The sequence below is a fragment of the Streptomyces sp. NPDC001970 genome, assembly GCF_053594115.1.
Genome location: NZ_JBSFDW010000031.1, coordinates 22,919 through 40,922, shown reverse-complemented (window position 1 = coordinate 40,922; position 18,004 = coordinate 22,919). Strand labels below are relative to the sequence as shown.

Here is an 18,004-nt window from a genome sequence, read left to right as displayed (position 1 = left end):
CATCGTGTCCTTGGTGTGGTTTCGACCCCGGTTGCCGTCCTGATGATCCTCAGTACGCGCCGAGCGGTTCCGAGCCACCGCGAGTGACCATGGGTGATCAAGGTCAGGGGAGACCTGCTCGCCGACGGTCCGTGCTTGTCACCGCTCCACAAGCATGCGTTTCTCTCGACCTTGGGGGGTCAACACCGCATGAGCAATGCCCTCACCGGTGCAGCAGACGTCATCGGGACAATCGTCGCCCAGTCCCGTCGCATCCTCGATGTCTATCGAGCCGACCCGGGCCACGTGCAGGAGCACGCGAACAACGAACGCCGCATCACCCAAGGGGGATACGGCGAGCGGCAGATCTACGAGCTCGTGCAGAACGGCGCCGACGAGAATCAGGAACAGCCTGGCGGCGGGCGCATCCATGTCCTACTGACCGGCACCCATTTGTACTGTGCTAACACCGGCAACGCGGTGACCGCCGAGGGGGCCGACACCATCCTGCGCATGGCGGTCTCGCGCAAGCGCGGTGGGCAGATCGGTCGCTTCGGCGTCGGGGTGAAGTCGGTGCTGAGCGTCTCCGACACGCCTCGCTTCTACAGTACGTCGGGCTGCTTCGGTTTCGACAAGTCATGGTCGGCGGAGCGCATTCGCGAGGTGGTGCCGACGCTCTCGGAGTCCGACGAGACCCCCGTGCTCCGGATGGCACAGCTGCTCGACCTGGCCACGGACAGGGGCGCGGACCCCGTACTCGACGAGCTGATGCGCTGGGCCTCCACGACGGTGGTGCTCCCGCTGCACCGGGGTGCCGAGCGTCGACTGGGGCAGGATCTCTTGAACTTCCCTGCCCACTTCATGCTCTTCTCGTCGCACGTGGCGACGGTCGTACTGGAGGACCGCCGGGAGGGGCACCAGCTCAAGCGCGTTCTGCGACAGACGACGAACGACACCGAGCACCGGGTCATCGAGGAGCGAGGCGGTCGGGAGATCCGTAACGAGCGCTGGGACGTGTTCGATGTCGACCACGTGCCCAGCGCCGAGGCACAGAGGACGGCCGGCGAACTCCACGAACGGGCCGTCATCAAGTTGTCTTGGGCGGTGCCCGGGACAAAGGTTGAGGCCCGCAAGAAGCGGGGCAGTTTCTGGGCGTTCTTCCCGACCCACTACGACACGACCCTGACCGGGATCCTCAACGCCCCGTGGAAGACGCCCGAGGACCGGCAGAACCTCACGAAGAGCGACTTCAACGCGGAGCTCGTGCGCGCTGCCGCCCAGTTGATCATCCGCTCGTTGCCCCGTCTGATCGAGGCCGACGACCCGGGTTCCTACCTCACGCTGCTCACGGCCCGAGGCCGAGAAGCGTCCCAGTGGGGCGACGACACCCTAAGCAAGCAGGTGCTCGAGGTCGCGGCCGTCGAGCCCTCCCTGCCAGACCAGCGTGGCGTGTTGCGCAAGCCGAAGGAGCTTCGTCTCCACCCCGAGGGCCTGAACGAGAAGTGGCTCGCTCTGTGGGCCTCGCACCCGGGCCGACCCGTCAACTGGTCTCACCATTCGGTGGAGAACAGAGAACGGCGGTCCCGGGCCAGGGACATCCTGGTGAAGGCCGGCGTGACCGAGACCGTCGACGTCACCGAATGGCTGGAGGCCCTGGTGGGCGACCGGTCGATCGCCGCCTCGGCGCTGGCGCTGCGCATAGCCGCCGACATGGAGGCCGCCGGGGCGAAGGAGCATGCCGTGGCGGCGACCAAGGCCAAGATCCTGCTCACGGAGCGGGGGGAACTGGTTCCCCCCGTGCGCGGCAAGATCTACCGGCGCAGTCCCGTCGGCGGCCACAACCTCCAGGACGACCTCACCTACGTCCACCCCGACATCGCCGCCGACGACGACGCCCGGCGGGCGCTGGAGACGCTCGGCATTCCGGAGGCCGATGCGGAGGGGCGGCTCAAGGCGGTCCTCGACGTCGGCTTCACGCGCTACGGCAATGCGGACTGGAGGGACTTCTGGCAGCTGACCCGCCAGGCCGGCAGCGGCAGGTCCGTCGTGATCATCCGGTCCAAGGTCGAGGACCCGCTGCTCAGCATCAAGATCCGCACGAGCGACGGGGTGTTCCGTCCGATGCGCGACGCCTTTCTCGCGGGACCGGTAGTTCCGGCCGAGCTGCCGGCTGCCCGTGCCGGCGACAATGAGCTGCTGATCGACCCGGACTTCCACCGGGCCGACGTGTCGGTGTTGCGCGACCTGGGTGCCGTGGACCGGCCCGTACCCGACCGGAACCCTCGGGCGGACGCCTGGTTCGGGACCTACACCGACCAGTTCTACAAGGCATACGCCCAGACCCTCGTGAAGGAGGGGCGGCGCCCCCCCACGGCCCAGAGCATGCGCTGGATCGGCGCCGACCCCGCCGGGCCGCTCCATCTGCTGCCGAGGCTGTCCCAGGAGGGACGCGCCGCCTTCGTGAAGCTGCTGCCCGCCCATGGGCTCGTGGAGAACTGGACCATGCAGGGCGGTGGCAACCGGAACAACGAGAAGCAGGTCCGTTCCCCCATCGCCTGGATGCTGAAGCGTCACGGTGCGGTGCCCACGTCGCTCGGTGTCCGTAGGCCCGCGGAATGTGTGGGCGCCGCGGCTGGGGTGGACGAAGATCTTCTGCCCGTCGCGGAGGTGAGCGTGGACGTCGCGCGGCTGATGAGGCTGAACACGGATCTTGAAGAGGTGCCCGAGACGCTCTGGCACGAGCTCGCCGGCAGGGTTCTCGCCGGCGAGAACGCCGATTTCGTCGGGCGCGCGTACGCGCTGCTGACGCGGGTCCCCCTCGGCGAGGAATTCTGGACGCGCTATCCGCTCACCCGCTGCCAGGTGGGTGACGAGTGGACGCAGCGATCGGACGACGAGATCGCGGTCACCTCGGACCGTGAGCAGTACCGGATCCTGCAGAGGGAACACGTACCGGCCTTGCTGGTGCTCGATCCTGACGAGGCGACACGCATGATCGAGGAGAGCGATCTGCATGCCCCCGACGAGCTGCTGCAGGAGGAGCTCGAATTCGTGACCCTCGGCAGCCCCGCCCGGCTCACCGATCTCTATCCGCGGCTGCGCCAGCGGCTGCCTCGGGGCACCGACTGGCAGATGTCCCACTGCTCCCACCTGGCCAGGGTGATCCGTAACCCGGACGGCCGACGGGAAGACCCTCTGTCCGAGACGCGGGACGGCGACACCGTGCTCCTGTGCGGCCCCGACGGCGAGTTGGACGTCCTGTGCGCCGTCGACCGCGTGCTCGGACTTCGTCTGGGTGAGGCCGGTTGTCGTGCCCTGCTGCAGCAGCAGGAGAAGGACCGGGAGGGCGAACGCTTCCTGAAGGTACGCCGTGAGCCCGACCCTGCGCGGAAGCTCCTGCTGGCGATCGGCGCCGACGCGCTCCGGGAGGAGCTGCCGCCCGGACTGTTGCTCGCGGACGAGGAGTTGAACGGTGAGGAGCCGAGCGATCTGCGCATCGCTCAGCTCGTCATCGCGACGCACGGAGAAGAGACGCTGCGGCAACTCGCCCCCGCACTGGTGAAGGAGGGCTTCGATGCCCCGCGCCAGTGGACCGGCAGCCACACCGCGCGCTCCTTCGCGAAGACGTACGGCTTCCCGATGGAATGGGCGGGGGACCAGGAGACCAGCCAGGCGCCGCCGTTGTTCGAGACCGTTCCGGGGCCGCGCAAGCCGCTGCCGCTGCACCCGTATCAGATGCGGCTTGTCGCCAACATGTACCAGCACCTGGTGCAGCGCGAGGAGAAGCGCGCGATGCTGCAGATTCCCACGGGAGCGGGCAAGACGCGGATCGCGGTCGAGTCGCTGGTCCAGGCGATCGCGGACGGCGTCGTCACCGGCCCCGTCCTGTGGATCGCACAGAGCGCCGAGCTGTGTGAACAGGCTGTCGAGACCTGGAAGTTCGTATGGCAGACGGTGGGACCTGACCGAAGCCTGCGGATCAGTCGCATGTGGGGTGGCATGGCCGCGGAACCCGTCCCCACCGGCCAGCAGGTGGTCGTCGCGGTCGACGACACGTTGTCCCGGCACCTCGGGGACGAGCAGTACGCCTGGCTGCGCGAGGCGTACGTCGTCGTGGTCGACGAGGCGCACTTCGCAGTGCCGAAGACCTACACGCGCATCCTCGACTCCCTGGGCATCGACCAATACCGGACTTCGCGGCATCTGATCGGCCTCACCGCTACGGCATTCCGAGGAGGAAGCACAGAGGAGACCCAGCGACTGGCGGCCCGATTCGGGCACAAGCGCCTCGACCGCAACGTGTTCGGCGACGAAACCCCCTTCGCGCACCTGCAGGAGCTCGGAGTGCTGTCCAAGGTGGAACACAGGGAGCTTCCTGGCGGTACGTACACGCTCACGCCGGACCAGATCAAGCAGGTGATCAGCAGCAACAGCATGACGCTGCCCTCCGATGTGGTCTCGAAGCTGGCCCAGGACGTGAACCGCACGAAGCGCATCATCGAGGAGATCGAACGACTGCCGCAGGGCTGGCCCGTGCTGGTCTTCGCGACGTCGGTCGAACACGCGCAGGTCGTCTCCGCCCTGCTCAACGAGAGCGGGATCTCCGCTGCTTCGGTGGACGCGAGGACGCCCACCGGCGTACGTAACCGGCGCATCGATGCGTTCCGCAAGGGACGCATCCAGGTCCTCACCAACTACAACGTCTTGACCCAGGGATTCGACGCCCCCGCAGTGCGCGCCGTTGTGGTGGCACGCCCCACGTACAGCCCGAACACCTACATCCAGATGATCGGGCGTGGCCTGCGCGGCCCACTCAACGGAGGCAAGGAGAGCTGCCTGATCCTCAACGTGAAGGACAACATCCAGAACTTCGGCCGTGAACTCGCATACACCGCGCTCGAGTACCTCTGGGAGGGCAAGGCATGACGACCGGCGCCGATGAGGGCAGACCGGCTCTGACCGCCGAGCAGCAAGCGATCGTGGCCCAGCCTGCCGAAGCCAAGCTCCTCGTCACGGCCGGCGCCGGCGCCGGCAAGACGCACACCCTGGTCCGTCGCGTCGAGACCCTGGTGGAGGACGAGGGGCTGGCGACCGGAGATCTGTTGCTCCTGACGTTCACCAACGCCGCTGTGCGCGAGCTGAGGGAACGCCTGGCGATCAGTGAAGGGCGGGCCCGCCACGTGCGGGTGACGACCTTCGACTCCTGGGCCTTGGAGATCCTGACCGAGGTCGCGGCCGACGTCGACTGGCGGACCCGTTCCTTCGACGAGCGGATCCGCGAGGCCACCAAGAGGGTGGAGGACGAGACGACCGCACCCGAATGGCTGGACGAACTCAGGCACGTCGTGATCGACGAGGTGCAGGACCTGGTCGGGGAACGAAGAGAGCTGGTAGAGGTGCTGCTGGAGGCCTACGACTGCGGATTCACTGTCGTGGGCGACCCGGCGCAGGCCATCTACGGTTTCCAGGTCCGCGACGACGCGGAGCGGGCCATCGAGACCAATCGCTTCTTCGACTGGCTACGACGCTACTTCCACGACGAGCTGATGGAGGTGCAGCTGACGGACAACTTCCGTGCCCGCACCGAAGAGGCGCGGTGCGCGCTGCACCTCGCGCACTCCGCGCGGCAATGCGCGACGGTCGCCGAGGCCGAACGTCTCCACGAGGAGTTGCGTGTCGAACTCGCTCAATGCATGGACTTCGGAGACCTGAGTGTGCAGTACGTCCAGGACGACCTGCGGGACACCACCGTTTCCAGTGCGGTCCTGTGCCGTACGAATGGTGAGGCATTGCTCATCTCCGAGTGGCTGCACGGGGAGGGGGTCGAGCACCAGCTGCGCCGGGCCGCGCAGGACCGTGCCACTCCGGCCTGGCTTGCCGACCTCGTGCACGCCTGTCAGGGGTCGCTCGGCATCACCCGGCAGCAGTTCGACGAGATGCTTCCGGAGCTCGAGGAAGCCTCGGACACGAGGCACGGCGAGCGGCTCTGGCGACTGCTGCGCGCATGCGCGGGGGACCGGGCCGGCCGGTCGATCGACCTGGCCCGACTCCGTACCGCGATCGCCGTCGGCCGGCTGCCGGACGCATTGACCGCCCAGCCGTCGCACCCTCTGGTGATCTCCACCTTCCACCGAGCCAAGGGTCTTGAGTTCGACCGCGTCTTCGTGGTCGATCCGGGCCGGCTGGACGCGGAGGAGGAGGCCCTCGGAGTGGACCTTGCGGACCGGGCCCGCGCGCTGTACGTCGCGATGACCCGGCCGCGCGAATACCTTTACCGCCTCGACGTGCCGCTGCAGGCCCGCCCGCACGACAGCGGCGGCTTCCGACTGGTGCGCAAGGACAAGCGGTCGAAGCGTTGGGCACGCTTCGGCTACCAGCACTGGAAGCGCCAAGGGATCGAGCTCACCGCAGGAGATGTCCACCCGCACCACCCGGCCGGCACCCATCAGTACGTGGACGACGCGACCGAACTGCAGAAGTACTTGCGCACGCTGCGCACAGGGGACGCGGTGGAGATGGTCCGCACGGACGCGATACCCGAGAACCACGACGACCGGACGGGTCCCGGCTACACCCTCGTTCACGAGGAGCGGACCATAGGGGTCGCCTCCGAAGCGTTCCGCCGTGACCTGTACCGGTTCATGCAGCAGTCCCAGCGGTTCCAGCCGCGGAACTGGCCCCGCCGTATCAGCGGCCTACGCGTCGACACCGTCGAGACGGTCGCGGGCGAGCCGGCAGCGGGCCTTCAGGCCGGGATCGGCGACCTCGGCGTCTGGCTCGCTCCCCGTCTCACCGGCCTCGGCCGGTTCCACTACGACACCACGGACAAGGACTGACCATGCCCGATCTCAAGGAGCACTATCGCTTCCGTGGCGAGATGGTGGAACGGCTCAAAGCCGACCTACTCGGGCCCACCGGCGTCCACGTCGACTCCGTGGAGATGCTGCACGACTGGCCCGTCACCACGTACGCCATCGGGGTCCTCTTTCCCCGTACCGACGAGGAACTCGCGTACGAGGAGGCGGACGAGAGCGACTACGACGACGCCGACTCCACCCTCGGCGTCGACGAGGTCCCCGACACCGGCGTGACGTTGGCGAACGTGCAGAAGCCCGCCGCGGTCGGGATCACCTTCACCGTGGACCCCGAGCTGGCGTCCACGATACGCATCAGCGTCATCGCAGCCGTCTACGATCCGGTGGACGAACAGGGACTGCCGACGGTGCCCAAGCGTGCGGAACGACGCGCCACCGACAAGCAGGACCTCCAATGGCGTCGCCGTCCCCTCGACCTGCCGACCACCACGGTCGACATCACGCAACTGGACCAGGACCCCGTACCGCTCGCCGCGGGGCTTGAACTTCGGCTCCGGGTGCGCCGGCGGAGCAAGCGGCGCGGCACTGTGGCCGTCACCGCGACGCTGGTGAACACGCACGTCGTGGATCGGAAGGACATCAAGGACACCCACTGCTTCTTCCAGGTCGGTCTGCGTATCGACGTTCCGGACGGCGCCCCCGCCTTGGTGGAACGCCATTCCGAGGGCGGTATCGACGACGAGGTGAGGCTGAACCGGTTGCTGCACCGACATGCCCCCTCTTTCGCCACCGGTCACGGTTGCGCGGCGGACTGGGACTGGACGGCGCCGGAGATCGGTGACACGACGTCCTGGAACCGTTACGCCGGTGTCGCGTCTGTGTGGACGGAGTTCGTTCCGACGTACAACGTGTTGCTGATGGACTCCCGCCGGGTCCGCAATCCTCAGAGCCTGGCCATGCAGGCGTTGGCGACGGGCACCCCCGAGACTGTGGTCGCCGCACTGCGGTATCTCGTCGAGGGTTACGGAGAGTGGATCGAGGCGCGGGCCGCCGACGCCGACGCATTGCGGGGAGGACCGTACGGCGATACCGAGTATCTACGCCTTGCCGCAGAACAGCTGGACCTCTGCCGCGTCGCGCTGGGCCGGATGGCAGCGGGTATCAGGCTCCTGGAACGCGACGAGCGGGCCATGGAAGCATTTCAGAAGGCCAATGAGGCGATGGCGCTCCAGCGCGGCCGTGGTCTGTGGATCAAGGGCGGTCGCCAGGGGATACCCGAACCGCAGGGTGTCTGGCGCCCGTTCCAGATCGGCTTCGTGCTCCTCTGCCTCAACGGCATCGTGGATCCGGAGCACGAAGAACGCGGCACGGTCGACCTGCTCTGGTTCCCCACGGGCGGTGGCAAGACCGAGGCGTATCTCGGACTGATCGCCTTCACCGTCTTCCACCGCAGACTGCTCAGGGGCGTCGGAGGCGGCGGCGTCTCCGTGATCATGCGTTACACCCTGCGTCTGCTCACGCTTCAGCAGTTCGAGCGCGCAGCCCTTCTGATGTGCGCCATGGACAGGTTGCGTGACGAACGCCCCGACCGGCTCGGTGACCAGCCGATTTCGATCGGCATGTGGGTAGGGCGGGCTGCCACGCCGAACACCCTGGACGAGGCCAGGACGTCACTGCGCCGGCTCGCCAAGGGCGAGACGCTGCAGGAGGAGAATCCCGTACAGCTCCGCGCCTGCCCCTGGTGCGGCACGACGCTGGAGGCGGCGAACTACACGGTCGACCTCGACGCGGGAACGATGGCCATCTCGTGTCCCGACGCCGACTGCGCCTACCATGACGGCCTCCCCGTGCACGTCGTGGACTCCGAGCTCTACCGGGTGCGTCCCACCCTGGTCATCGCGACCGCGGACAAGTTCGCCCGGGTCGCCTGGCGCGAGGACGTGGCCGCGCTGTTCAACCGCGACACCGACGGCTGCGGGACCCCGCCACCGGAATTGATCGTCCAGGACGAGCTCCACCTCATCTCCGGCCCGCTCGGCACCCTCGCCGGACTGTACGAGGCTGCGATCGACATCGCCTGCGACCGACCCAAGATCATCGCCTCCACCGCGACCATCCGCCGGGCCAAGGCCCAGGGCCAAGCCCTGTTCCACCGGGACGTCGCACAGTTCCCACCGGCGGGGCTCGACGCCCGCGACTCATGGTTCGCCGTGCAAGCCCCCGCGGAACAGAAGGCCGCCCGACAGTACGTAGGCCTTCTTGCGCCCGGCATCTCGCAGGCGACCCTGCTGATCCGGGCGTACGCCTCACTGCTGCACCATGCCAAGCAGATCGACGGGGACGAGGCGCGGGACGCGTACTGGACCCTGATCGGGTACTTCAACAGCCTGCGCCTGCTCGCGGCCGCCGAGTTGCAGATCCATGCCGACGTCAACGAACGTCTGAAGAATCACGCCGAGTGGGGCGGGTGCGCCGAGTCCCGACAGGTGGTCCCTGGCGAACTGACGAGCCGGGTGCCGTCGAGCGAGATCCCGGCCCGCCTTGCCGCGCTGGGGCAGACGCTGGGGTCCGGAGCCGCGCAGGACGTCGTCCTCGCCACGAACATGATCTCGGTGGGCGTCGACGTGGACCGGCTCGGCCTCATGGCCGTGATGGGCCAGCCGCAGACCACGGCCGAGTACATCCAGGCCACCAGCCGGGTGGGCCGGCAGTACCCCGGTCTCGTCGTCACCCTGTTCAACGCGGCGCGTTCCCGAGACCTTTCGCACTACGAGGACTTCGTCGCCTACCACTCGGCCCTCTACAAGCAGGTGGAATCGACGAGCGTCACGCCGTTCGCGGCCCGTGCCCGTGACCGCGCTCTGCACGCGGTCTTCGTAGGACTTGCCCGACTGATGTTCCCGATCGCCCGCAGTAACCGCTCGGCAGCGCACGTCGCCGCGTTCGAGGAAGACCTGCACGACATCCGCACCTGCCTCGTGGCGCGGGCCAGGGACATCAAGAAGGACGAGGCCGAGGCGACCGACCGGCAACTCCGGGCATTCATCGACCATTGGAAGCGTCTGGCCGAGGGCAACGACAAACTCGTGTACGAGGCACCCTTCTCCTTCAGCCGCAACCCAGACCGTCACCCCGACACCTCGCTGCTGCGCACCCACGCCGACCAGGATCTGGAAGAGGCGAGCGCCACCTTGTGGAGCCTGCGCGACGTCGATGTCGAGTCCGACCTCTACCTGGAGTACTGACATGGCACGTCGAACCTCTGCCAACGGCAGCACCGCGTCCTCGACGACGTCGGAGGCCACGCGTAAGCCTCTTGGGTCCGTACGTCGCGCCCAGCAGATCACCACCTACGGCGTCGGTTCGATGATCGCGATCGGTGATCAGTCGTACATAGTCAGCGGCTTGGACACCTGGGGCGTGTACGGCGAACCGGATCTGCACGAACCTCGCCTCGAGGAGCGGCTTCGCGTCTCCGGCTTCCGCTTCCCCCCTGCCGCTTCGGCACCCGCCGGAAACGGTGTGAAGGTCCGGCGCTTTCCGCAGACGTACTCCTGCCCGCAGTGCCAGGACCTCAAGGCATTTCGCGACTTCGGGACACGACGCAACGACAGCACCTGCGGTGCGTGCAAGTCCCCGCTCACGCCTTCCCGGTTCGTGGTCGCCTGTGCCCAGGGCCATCTGGACGAGTACCCGTACTGGGGTTGGCTGCACTCCCGCCGCGGGGAGGAGCGTCGAGCTCACCGCAGCTGCGACCCGAGAAAGGCCGAACTGAAGCTGAAGACCGAGGGACGGACTGCGAGTCTCATGGGCATCGTGGTCACATGCGACTGCGGTGAGTCCGCCTCACTGGAAGGCGCATTCGGCCGGGACGCCATGGCTTCCGTGGGCATCGCCTGTCGGGGCGGGCGTCCGTGGCTCGGTCGGGACGCCCGTGAGGCCAACTGCACCAGCCCGTTGCGGGCTTTGCAGCGTGGATCCTCCGCCGCCTGGTTCCCCAACGTACGGTCGGCGTTGTCTATCCCGCCGTGGCACGACGAACTGATGCAACTGGTCATGGGCCAGAAGAAGAATCTGCTCAGTGAGGACGAAGAGTGGATCACCAGGATCGCCACCAAGCAAGGATGGCTGGATCACGGAAGGTACACCGTTGCGGATGTGATCAAGGCCGTGCGGGCTCTGGAGAGCGTCGGCAACGAATCTCCGGAGGAGGAACCCGAGGAGGTCACAGAACTCGAGGCGAGCAGCAAGATCCGGCAGGAGGAGTACCACCAGCTGTGCACGCAGACGGCGGAGCGACCGGAGAACCGTCACTTCGTGTGCGTTCCTCCGACCGACGGCGAAGGGGTCATTGTCCCGGGGATCGACCGGACCATGCTGGTGAAACGGTTGCGCGAAGTGCGTGCCTTGCAGAGTTTTTCCCGCATCGAGCCGCTGATGCGGACCGACGTGGACAAGAAGCGTGCTGTAGGGCTCGCGTCGAGCGACGAAATCGACTGGCTTCCCGCGATCGAAGTCATCGGTGAGGGGGTCTTCCTCACGTTGGATCAAGAGAAGTTGGCCCAGTGGGAAGCCCACACAGGTCCCCACTCGCCGACGGGACGCACGGAACGGATTCGTCGCAACCACGAGCGTGAGCTGCGCCGGCGGGCAGAGGACAAGCGGGCCCCGGTGCACTCGCCGGTGACCACCCGTTTCGTGCTCCTTCACACCCTTGCTCATGCGCTGATCAACGAGTGGTCGCTGGACTGTGGCTATCCCGCTTCGGCCCTCCGTGAGCGCCTTTATGTGAACGACGAAATGGCCGGCGTCCTCCTGTACACCGCTACGAGCGACTCGGCGGGAAGCTTGGGCGGCATCATCGCCCAAGGGGAGCCGAAGCGCCTGGCCGGATCGTTGAAGTCCGCGCTCGAACGGATCGCATGGTGCTCGGCGGACCCGCTGTGCATGGAAGCCGACGCGAGTGGGGTGAACAGCCTCAACCTGGCCGCCTGCCACGCCTGCGTACTGCTTCCCGAGACGAGTTGCGAGATGAACAACATCTTCCTCGATCGTGCGCTGCTGGTCGGAAGTCCCGACGAGGCCACGACCGGTTTCTTCTCCTGAGCGATCCTGCGCCATCCTGGGTGTCGTGACACGCCCACCCATGGTTCCTTCCTCCCCTGGCGTCTCTGCCCGTATGAGTCGCCAGGGCAGGCGGGACACGGAGCCGGAGCTTGCGGTACGGCGGCTGCTTCACGCCGCAGGGATGCGCTACCGGTTGCACCGACGTGTTCCGGGGATGGCACGTCGGACGATCGACATCGCGTTCCCCGGACTGCGTATCGCAGTCTTCCTGGACGGCTGCTTCTGGCACGGCTGTCCCGAGCACGCCACGAGTCCCAGGGCCAACGCTCTGTGGTGGCGCACGAAGCTGGACAAGAACATGTCCCGGGACGCCGAGACGACCGAGCATCTCGAATCCGAGGGATGGGTGGTCCTACGTTTCTGGGAGCACGAGCCACCGGTGAAGATCGCTGGACGGATCACCGAAGAGGTCAGCAGAGCGCGGGAAGGTTCCGGTCACCGCACGAGGACCTCGGGCCGCTGACCGGCCTGTCGTTCTGTGTCGGAGGCCGGTCCGTCGACCCCAGCCCTCAGTCCCGGCCCACCCCGTGACACTCGCGGTACGGCTGCCCCGACCCGCACCAGCACCCCGCCCCCCTCGCCGGAGGCCACGGCACCGCACGCCCCCGCGCCGCAAGCGTCGTCGCGTACTGCGGCAGAAGGTTCGGGTCGGCAGGGGAGGCGGCCTCGGAGGCCGCGAAGGCCTCGTAGGACGGGACCGTGGCCGTGACGATGCCGAGGTTGCCCGTGCCTGTGGTGGAGAGGTCGCGGAGGGCCGACTCGATGGAGGTGAGGTGGGCCTCGTGGGTGGGGTACTCCGCGGCCAGGGAGGGGTACGCGGCGAGGAGTTCGGCGAGTTCGCCGGCCGGCCAGTGGAGCATCGCGACCGGGAAGGGCCGGGAGAGGGCCGCGCGGTAGGTGCCGAGCTCGGTGCGGAGGCGGGCGATTTCGGCGCGGAGCTCGATGGGGTCGGAGGAGCCCAGGGACCAGAGGCGCTTGGGGTCGTGGAGCTCGTCCAGGGGGACGGCCGCGGTGTGGAGGCGGTCCGCCAGGGAGTCCCAGGAGTCGTGGGGGAGGGCCAGCAGACGGCGGACGCGGTGGCGGCCGGTGAGGAGGGACAGGGAGGAGTACGGGATCTCGTCGTCAGGGTCGACGAGACGGGTCACAGCCGTCGTGAAGGTGTCGTGGGCCGCGTCGAGCTCGTCGTGGGCCTCCAGGGTCTCGGCGACGATCTCCCATGGGGCCGCGTCGTCCGGGGCGGCCGCGCGGATGCCTTCGATGATGGCGCGGGCCTCGGCCTCGTGGCCGTACTCCCACAGGTTCGCCGCCTGCAACGCCTTGATCAGATGGGGGCTCTCAGGCCCGGCGGCGACGAGGCCGTCGTACAGGCCGCTCGCGCGGGCGCGCTCGCCCGCGAGCTCGAGATGGGCCGCGGCTTGGAGCATCAGCGGCTCACGATCCTCCGGGTACTGCTCCGCGGTGCGCAGCAGGCGCTCGGCTTCGGCGGTGTGGTCGGCAGGCGTGTCGGGGCGCATGGAGCACACCGTACTGCTGTACGGGCCCGCGCAGGGCCCTGGTGAGTTGGAGGGGCTGCCCTTATCGTGCGGGCCGTGCGGGAGCGGATGCCTGTAGTCGTGCAGCGGGGGCGGACCCGGGGGTGGGTGGCGCTCGCCCGTGGGCTGTGGGCTGCTGCCGAGGTCGCCGTGACCCTCGGCGTGGTCGTCCTGCTCCTCGTCGTACACCAGCTGTGGTGGACCAACCGGGAGGCCAGGGAAGGCGCCGAGCGTCAGGTCCAGGCGCTGGAGCGGGAATGGGAGGGGGAGGAGCCCGCCCCCGAGGGTTCCGACGCTCCCGTGGCCCCCGACGCCTCCGAGGGTGAGGCTCGCGAGGAGGGCGGAGGCGGCACGGGCCGCCGGGCCCCGGCCGCCCGGCAGTCCGCACCGCGCTGGGACCAGGCCTACGCCGTGCTGCGCATCCCGAAGCTCGGGGTCGTCGCCCCCGTCGCGCAGGGGATCGCGAAACGGGGCGTCCTGGACAAGGGCTACGTCGGGCACTATCCGCAGACCGCCCAGCCCGGGCTGGCCGGGAACTTCGCGGTCGCCGGACATCGCAATACGCACGGCGAGCCGTTCCGGTACATCAACAGGCTGCGGAGCGGGGACAAGGTCGTGATCGAGACGCGGGACGCCGTTTTCACCTATCAGGTGGACAAACGGCTCCCGCAGACGTCCGCCCGCGACGGTGGGGTGATCGCGTCCGTGCCGCGGAGTGTGGTGAAGCCGGGATACGGGTACAGCGAGCCCGGCTATTACGTGACGCTGACGACCTGCACGCCCGAGTACACCTCCAAGTACCGGCTCGTGGTGTGGGGGAAGCTCACCTCGATGCGGCCCCGCTAGGCCACGTCAGCCACGAGGGGCCGGCGTGGTCGCTCGTCCCGGCCGGAACGCCAGCACCGACACCGCACCCAGCAGCGACAGCCCCGCCGAGACGATCAGCGCCGCATTCGTACCCGCCGTCGCGACCGCGATCGTGAGGGCCACGCCCGCGGAGGAACCGATGTAGCGGGCCGTGTTGTTGGCGCCCGAGCCCATCGCCGCGCGCTCCGGCGGTACGGACTCGACGGAGAGGCGGGGCAGAGCCGCGTTCAGCAGTCCGCTGCCCACGCCGGCGACGGCGAGGCCCGGCAGCAGACGTGCCCAGCCGCCGCCCGGTGCGGGCACCGCGCCGAGCATCGCGAGGACACCGGCCGCCGACAGGGCGAAGCCCAGGGCCAGTTGGTGGCGTGCGGTGACGCGGCCGGCCAGCCGCTTCACCTGCAGGGCGACCAGGAACGCCGTACCCGACCAGAGCAGGAACAGCCATGCGGCCCCGAGCGGAGAGATCTTCGTCTGCTGCTGCAGCATCGTGGGCAGGTAGCTGAACAGACCGATGACCGCGAGGCCCGTGAACAGCGCGCCCGACGACGCGGACAGGAAGAGCGGACGGCGGAAGAGCCCGAGGTCGATCATCGGGGTCGCGCTCCTGCGCTCGACCAGCACGAACACCGCGAGCAGCACGACGGACGCGACCGCCAGCACGCCGACGGGTGCGCGCAGCCAGCCGTCGCGGCCCAGTGTGAGGGCCGTGAGCAGCGCGGTCAGCGCCAGGCCGAGGGTCAGCGCGCCCGGCAGATCCGGGCGGCCGCCGCGCGGGGCGCGGGACTCGGCGAGCGTACGGAACGCGAACGCACCGGTCGCGAGGCCGGCGAGCGCGAGTACCTCGTAGACGAGCCGCCAGTCGACCGTGCCGAGCGCGCCGGCCAGCAGCGGGCCGAGGGCGATTCCGGCGCTGACGAATGCGCCCCACACGCCTGTGGCCCTGATCCGCGCGGTTCCGGCGGGGAAGGCGTGGACGATGAGGCCGAGGCTGCTCGCGAGTATCGCCGCGCTCGCCGCGCCCTGGGCGACGCGGGCGAGGGTGAAGGTCAGCGTCGAGTCGGCGAATGCTCCGATGCCGGTCGTGACGCCGAGCGCCAGCGTGCCCGCGAGGAAGATGCGACGCCGGCCGTAGTCGTCGGCGAGGCTGCCCGCGACGAGGAGAAGGGCCGCGAGGCCCAGCGGGGTGCCGTTGAGGAGCCAGGCCTGGGCGGCAGGCGCGGTTCCGAATGCCGCCGTCATGTCGGGGAGCGTCAGCATCGGCGCGGTGTAGTTCATGAGCGCGACGGTGGTCGCGGCGCTGGTGACGGCGAGCGTCGCGCCGGGGCGGGCTCCGGGGGCGGATCCCTTGTCGGAGGCCGTCACCGGGTGTGTGTCGGGGCCGGTGCCGGAGTGGGTGGTGGCGTGGGTGTCCTGGGCCGTGTGCGGGGCTGCGTGCGGATCGGCCGGCCGTGCCGGGTGTCCCATTGGGGTTCCCCATCGATTCGGATCTGTCGAGCGGGCCAAGGCGGCGGGCAAGGTTCAGTGAATGAACCCGCTTCTCGATCGATGACCCTAGCACGGTGAGTTCGGTCATTGAACCGTCTGGGGTTACGCTGGTGCCATGGCTCTGGGCAAGGACTACGCGGCGCAGAACTGCTCCATCGCCCGCGCGCTCGAGGTGATCGGTGAGCGGTGGACGCTCCTCATCGTGCGCGACGCTTTCTACGGCGTGCGCCGATACAACGACCTGCTGGTGCACATCGGCGCCCCGCGCGCCGTGCTGGCCGGGCGGTTGCAGGCGCTCACCCGCGCCGGGGTGCTGGAGAAGCGCCGGTACCAGGAGTCCCCGCCGCGCGACGAGTACGTACTCACCGAGCGCGGCCTGGAGCTCTGGCCCGTCCTGCGCTCACTCGGGCTGTGGGGGCGCGGCCTGCCCGGTGCCCAGCAGATGCGGATCTTCCGGCATGCCGCGTGCGGTACGGAGCTGGGCGCGTACGGCGAATGCCCGGCCTGCGGCGTCGGGGTGCCGCCCGAGGACGTCGAGATGCACCCGGGGCCGGGGCTCGACCTGGATCCCGCGGACCCGGTCAGCCGTGCACTGCTGCGGCCGCGGCGGTTGCTGGAACCCCTCGAGACGGAGCGCGTCTGAGCGCTTGGACGCGCTTGGACGCGCTTGGACGTGCTTGGACGTGCTTGGACGCGGTCGGTCGTGGTCGGTCGCGCTCAGAAGCGCTCGGGCGCGCTCGGAGCGGCGGGCGGGCGACCGCGCCGGCGTCTGTCTGTCTGTGTCGCGTCCGCGTCCGCGTCGGCGTCGGCGTCGGTGCGTGCCGCGCGGGTGCGAAAGCGCGGGCCGGGGTTGCCGATGCGGGTTGTCCACAGGGAACCCGGGGGCGATTTCGCTCGTGTATAACGAATGAAGGAACGAATGGAAGTTCGTATCGCCCGTGCCGAGAAGCGAAGGGGGCAGGAATGACCGGAAGTGCGTGGCGGATGCTGCGGCCGTCGGCACTGCTGGCCTTCATCCTCGTCGAGGTGTTCCTTGCCGAGGGGATCGGCTTCTCCACCGCCGTCGCCCTCGCCGCCACCGCCGCGGTCGGTGCCGCGCTCGTCGCCTGCGCGCTGGTCCTTTCGCGCTCGGTGCCGCGCGTACCGCGCACGCGAATACGGACCGCGATACGCGACCGTGAGCAGCGCACGGCCTTCCTGCCGCAGCGTGACCCCGACGCCTCGGGCCGTACCAGGCCCCGAGCTCCAGGCTGCCCCTCCACGACGGCCGCGTAGGGGCACACCCGAGTTCATCCACCCCATCCATGGGCCCCTTTGCGGTGCCGTCATGCCGACATGTCTGTTTGTTTCCGGCACGACGAGCCCGGGAGGGCCTCCATGTCCGCTTCTGCGTCCGCTACATCCGTCACGTCCGCCGCGTCCGTCACTTCCGCCTTCGCCGAGCTGGTCGACCGGCTCGCCGACCTTGTGCAGCCCGTGTTTCACGGCTCCGCGGCCGCTGTGGCGGTCGTCCTGTTCACCGTGCTGGTGCGGGCCGCCATTCATCCGCTCTCGAGGGCGGCGGCGCGCGGCCAGAAGGCCCGGGCGCGGCTCGCGCCGCAGATCACCGAGCTGCGCAAGAAACACGGCAAGAACCCGGAGCGGCTGCAGAAAGCGGTTCTGGAGCTGCACGCGAAGGAGAACGTGTCGCCGCTGTCCGGGATGCTGCCCGGCCTGATGCAACTGCCGGCGTTCTTCCTGCTGTACCACCTGTTCGCGGGCGGCAGCATCACCGGCGATCTGTTCGCGGCGCCCCTCGGTGGCCGGTGGGCGGATGCGCTCGGGGACGGTGGGGTGTTCGGGGCGGCAGGGCTCGTGTACGTCGCGCTGTTCGCGATCGTCGGCGCGGTGGCCACGTTCACGTATGTGCGAACGCGGCGGCAGCTCGCGGTCACCGGCCGGCAGGAGCAGCCGCAGCTGCCGGGCATGGGGGCGATGACGAAGGTGCTGCCGCTGCTGTCCTTCGGCACGCTCGTCACCGTGGCCGTTGTGCCGCTGGCGGCCGCGCTGTACGTCGTCACCAGTACCACGTGGGGGGCGGTGGAGAGGGTGCTCCTGTACCCGGCTACCGCGGGGTAACGGTCCAGTGTGTGAACAGGGTCTTGCGGGGTGGTCGGATGTCTTGGAGGATCAACCAACCTCTGATTCTCCGATGGCCGC

Annotated in this window: 11 protein-coding genes; 9 read left to right on the top strand and 2 right to left on the bottom strand. The window is 68.8% G+C overall.

The features are described 5' to 3' along the window. Positions 1 to 189 precede the first annotated feature (189 nt). From ACWCP0_RS30470 to ACWCP0_RS30450, 5 genes are all read left to right on the top strand, one after another. Positions 190 to 4,905 carry a DEAD/DEAH box helicase gene (locus tag ACWCP0_RS30470; RefSeq protein WP_451081982.1) on the top strand — a complete coding sequence of 1,572 codons (4,716 nt, stop codon included), beginning with the start codon at positions 190 to 192 and terminating at the stop codon, positions 4,903 to 4,905. Beyond that, entirely contained in the window at positions 4,902 to 6,815 is a 1,914-nt protein-coding gene (locus ACWCP0_RS30465; RefSeq protein WP_451081981.1) for a UvrD-helicase domain-containing protein, read from the top strand. Before ACWCP0_RS30470 ends, ACWCP0_RS30465 begins: the two co-directional genes overlap by 4 nt. Positions 6,816 to 6,817: 2 nt before the next feature. After that, positions 6,818 to 10,039 (top strand): helicase-related protein, encoded by a 3,222-nt coding sequence (locus ACWCP0_RS30460; protein ID WP_451081980.1) that lies wholly within the window; start codon positions 6,818 to 6,820, stop codon positions 10,037 to 10,039. 1 nt (position 10,040) lies between these two features. Beyond that, positions 10,041 to 11,900, top strand: a complete 1,860-nt coding sequence (gene drmB, locus ACWCP0_RS30455) for a DrmB family protein (RefSeq protein ID WP_451081979.1) — start codon at positions 10,041 to 10,043, stop codon at positions 11,898 to 11,900. A 73-nt stretch (positions 11,901 to 11,973) separates the two neighbouring features. Then, on the top strand, positions 11,974 to 12,384 hold the full coding sequence (locus ACWCP0_RS30450; RefSeq protein ID WP_451081978.1) for a very short patch repair endonuclease: 411 nt from the start codon (positions 11,974 to 11,976) through the stop codon (positions 12,382 to 12,384). 46 nt (positions 12,385 to 12,430) lie between these two features. On the opposite strand, the gene ACWCP0_RS30445 is transcribed toward ACWCP0_RS30450, so the two are convergent. Then, the gene (locus ACWCP0_RS30445) at positions 12,431 to 13,435 is read right to left on the bottom strand and encodes an SEC-C metal-binding domain-containing protein (protein WP_451081977.1); all 1,005 of its coding nucleotides are present in this window, start codon (positions 13,433 to 13,435) and stop codon (positions 12,431 to 12,433) included. Positions 13,436 to 13,522: 87 nt separating this feature from the next. Here ACWCP0_RS30445 and ACWCP0_RS30440 point away from each other — a divergent pair, with 87 nt between their 5' ends. Next, on the top strand, positions 13,523 to 14,299 hold the full coding sequence (locus ACWCP0_RS30440; protein ID WP_451082057.1) for a class E sortase: 777 nt from the start codon (positions 13,523 to 13,525) through the stop codon (positions 14,297 to 14,299). Between the two features lie 6 nt (positions 14,300 to 14,305). Here the strand turns inward: ACWCP0_RS30440 and ACWCP0_RS30435 are convergent, their stop codons facing one another. Next, the gene (locus ACWCP0_RS30435) at positions 14,306 to 15,784 is read right to left on the bottom strand and encodes an MFS transporter (RefSeq protein ID WP_451081976.1); all 1,479 of its coding nucleotides are present in this window, start codon (positions 15,782 to 15,784) and stop codon (positions 14,306 to 14,308) included. A 136-nt stretch (positions 15,785 to 15,920) separates the two neighbouring features. Between ACWCP0_RS30435 and ACWCP0_RS30430 the strand changes: the two genes are divergently transcribed. The 3 genes from ACWCP0_RS30430 (at position 15,921) to ACWCP0_RS30420 (ending at position 17,923) form a co-directional block, all read left to right on the top strand. Further along, entirely contained in the window at positions 15,921 to 16,448 is a 528-nt protein-coding gene (locus ACWCP0_RS30430) for a winged helix-turn-helix transcriptional regulator (protein WP_451081975.1), read from the top strand. A 320-nt stretch (positions 16,449 to 16,768) separates the two neighbouring features. Then, positions 16,769 to 17,080, top strand: coding sequence for a DUF6412 domain-containing protein (locus tag ACWCP0_RS30425; RefSeq protein ID WP_451081974.1), 312 nt, complete (start codon positions 16,769 to 16,771; stop codon positions 17,078 to 17,080). A gap of 102 nt (positions 17,081 to 17,182) precedes the next feature. Continuing rightward, positions 17,183 to 17,923, top strand: a complete 741-nt coding sequence (locus ACWCP0_RS30420) for a YidC/Oxa1 family membrane protein insertase (protein WP_451081973.1) — start codon at positions 17,183 to 17,185, stop codon at positions 17,921 to 17,923. Positions 17,924 to 18,004: the final 81 nt, after the last annotated feature.

What these genes read in the sequence shown, in the direction of transcription:
- ACWCP0_RS30470 (WP_451081982.1), top strand. Translation starts at nt 190, where the DNA reads ATGAGCAATGCCCTCACCGGTGCAGCAGACGTCATCGGGACAATCGTC.
- ACWCP0_RS30465 (WP_451081981.1), top strand. Translation starts at nt 4,902, where the DNA reads ATGACGACCGGCGCCGATGAGGGCAGACCGGCTCTGACCGCCGAGCAG.
- ACWCP0_RS30460 (WP_451081980.1), top strand. Translation starts at nt 6,818, where the DNA reads ATGCCCGATCTCAAGGAGCACTATCGCTTCCGTGGCGAGATGGTGGAA.
- drmB (WP_451081979.1), top strand. Translation starts at nt 10,041, where the DNA reads ATGGCACGTCGAACCTCTGCCAACGGCAGCACCGCGTCCTCGACGACG.
- ACWCP0_RS30450 (WP_451081978.1), top strand. Translation starts at nt 11,974, where the DNA reads ATGAGTCGCCAGGGCAGGCGGGACACGGAGCCGGAGCTTGCGGTACGG.
- ACWCP0_RS30445 (WP_451081977.1), bottom strand. Translation starts at nt 13,435, where the DNA reads ATGCGCCCCGACACGCCTGCCGACCACACCGCCGAAGCCGAGCGCCTG.
- ACWCP0_RS30440 (WP_451082057.1), top strand. Translation starts at nt 13,523, where the DNA reads ATGCCTGTAGTCGTGCAGCGGGGGCGGACCCGGGGGTGGGTGGCGCTC.
- ACWCP0_RS30435 (WP_451081976.1), bottom strand. Translation starts at nt 15,784, where the DNA reads ATGGGACACCCGGCACGGCCGGCCGATCCGCACGCAGCCCCGCACACG.
- ACWCP0_RS30430 (WP_451081975.1), top strand. Translation starts at nt 15,921, where the DNA reads ATGGCTCTGGGCAAGGACTACGCGGCGCAGAACTGCTCCATCGCCCGC.
- ACWCP0_RS30425 (WP_451081974.1), top strand. Translation starts at nt 16,769, where the DNA reads ATGACCGGAAGTGCGTGGCGGATGCTGCGGCCGTCGGCACTGCTGGCC.
- ACWCP0_RS30420 (WP_451081973.1), top strand. Translation starts at nt 17,183, where the DNA reads ATGTCCGCTTCTGCGTCCGCTACATCCGTCACGTCCGCCGCGTCCGTC.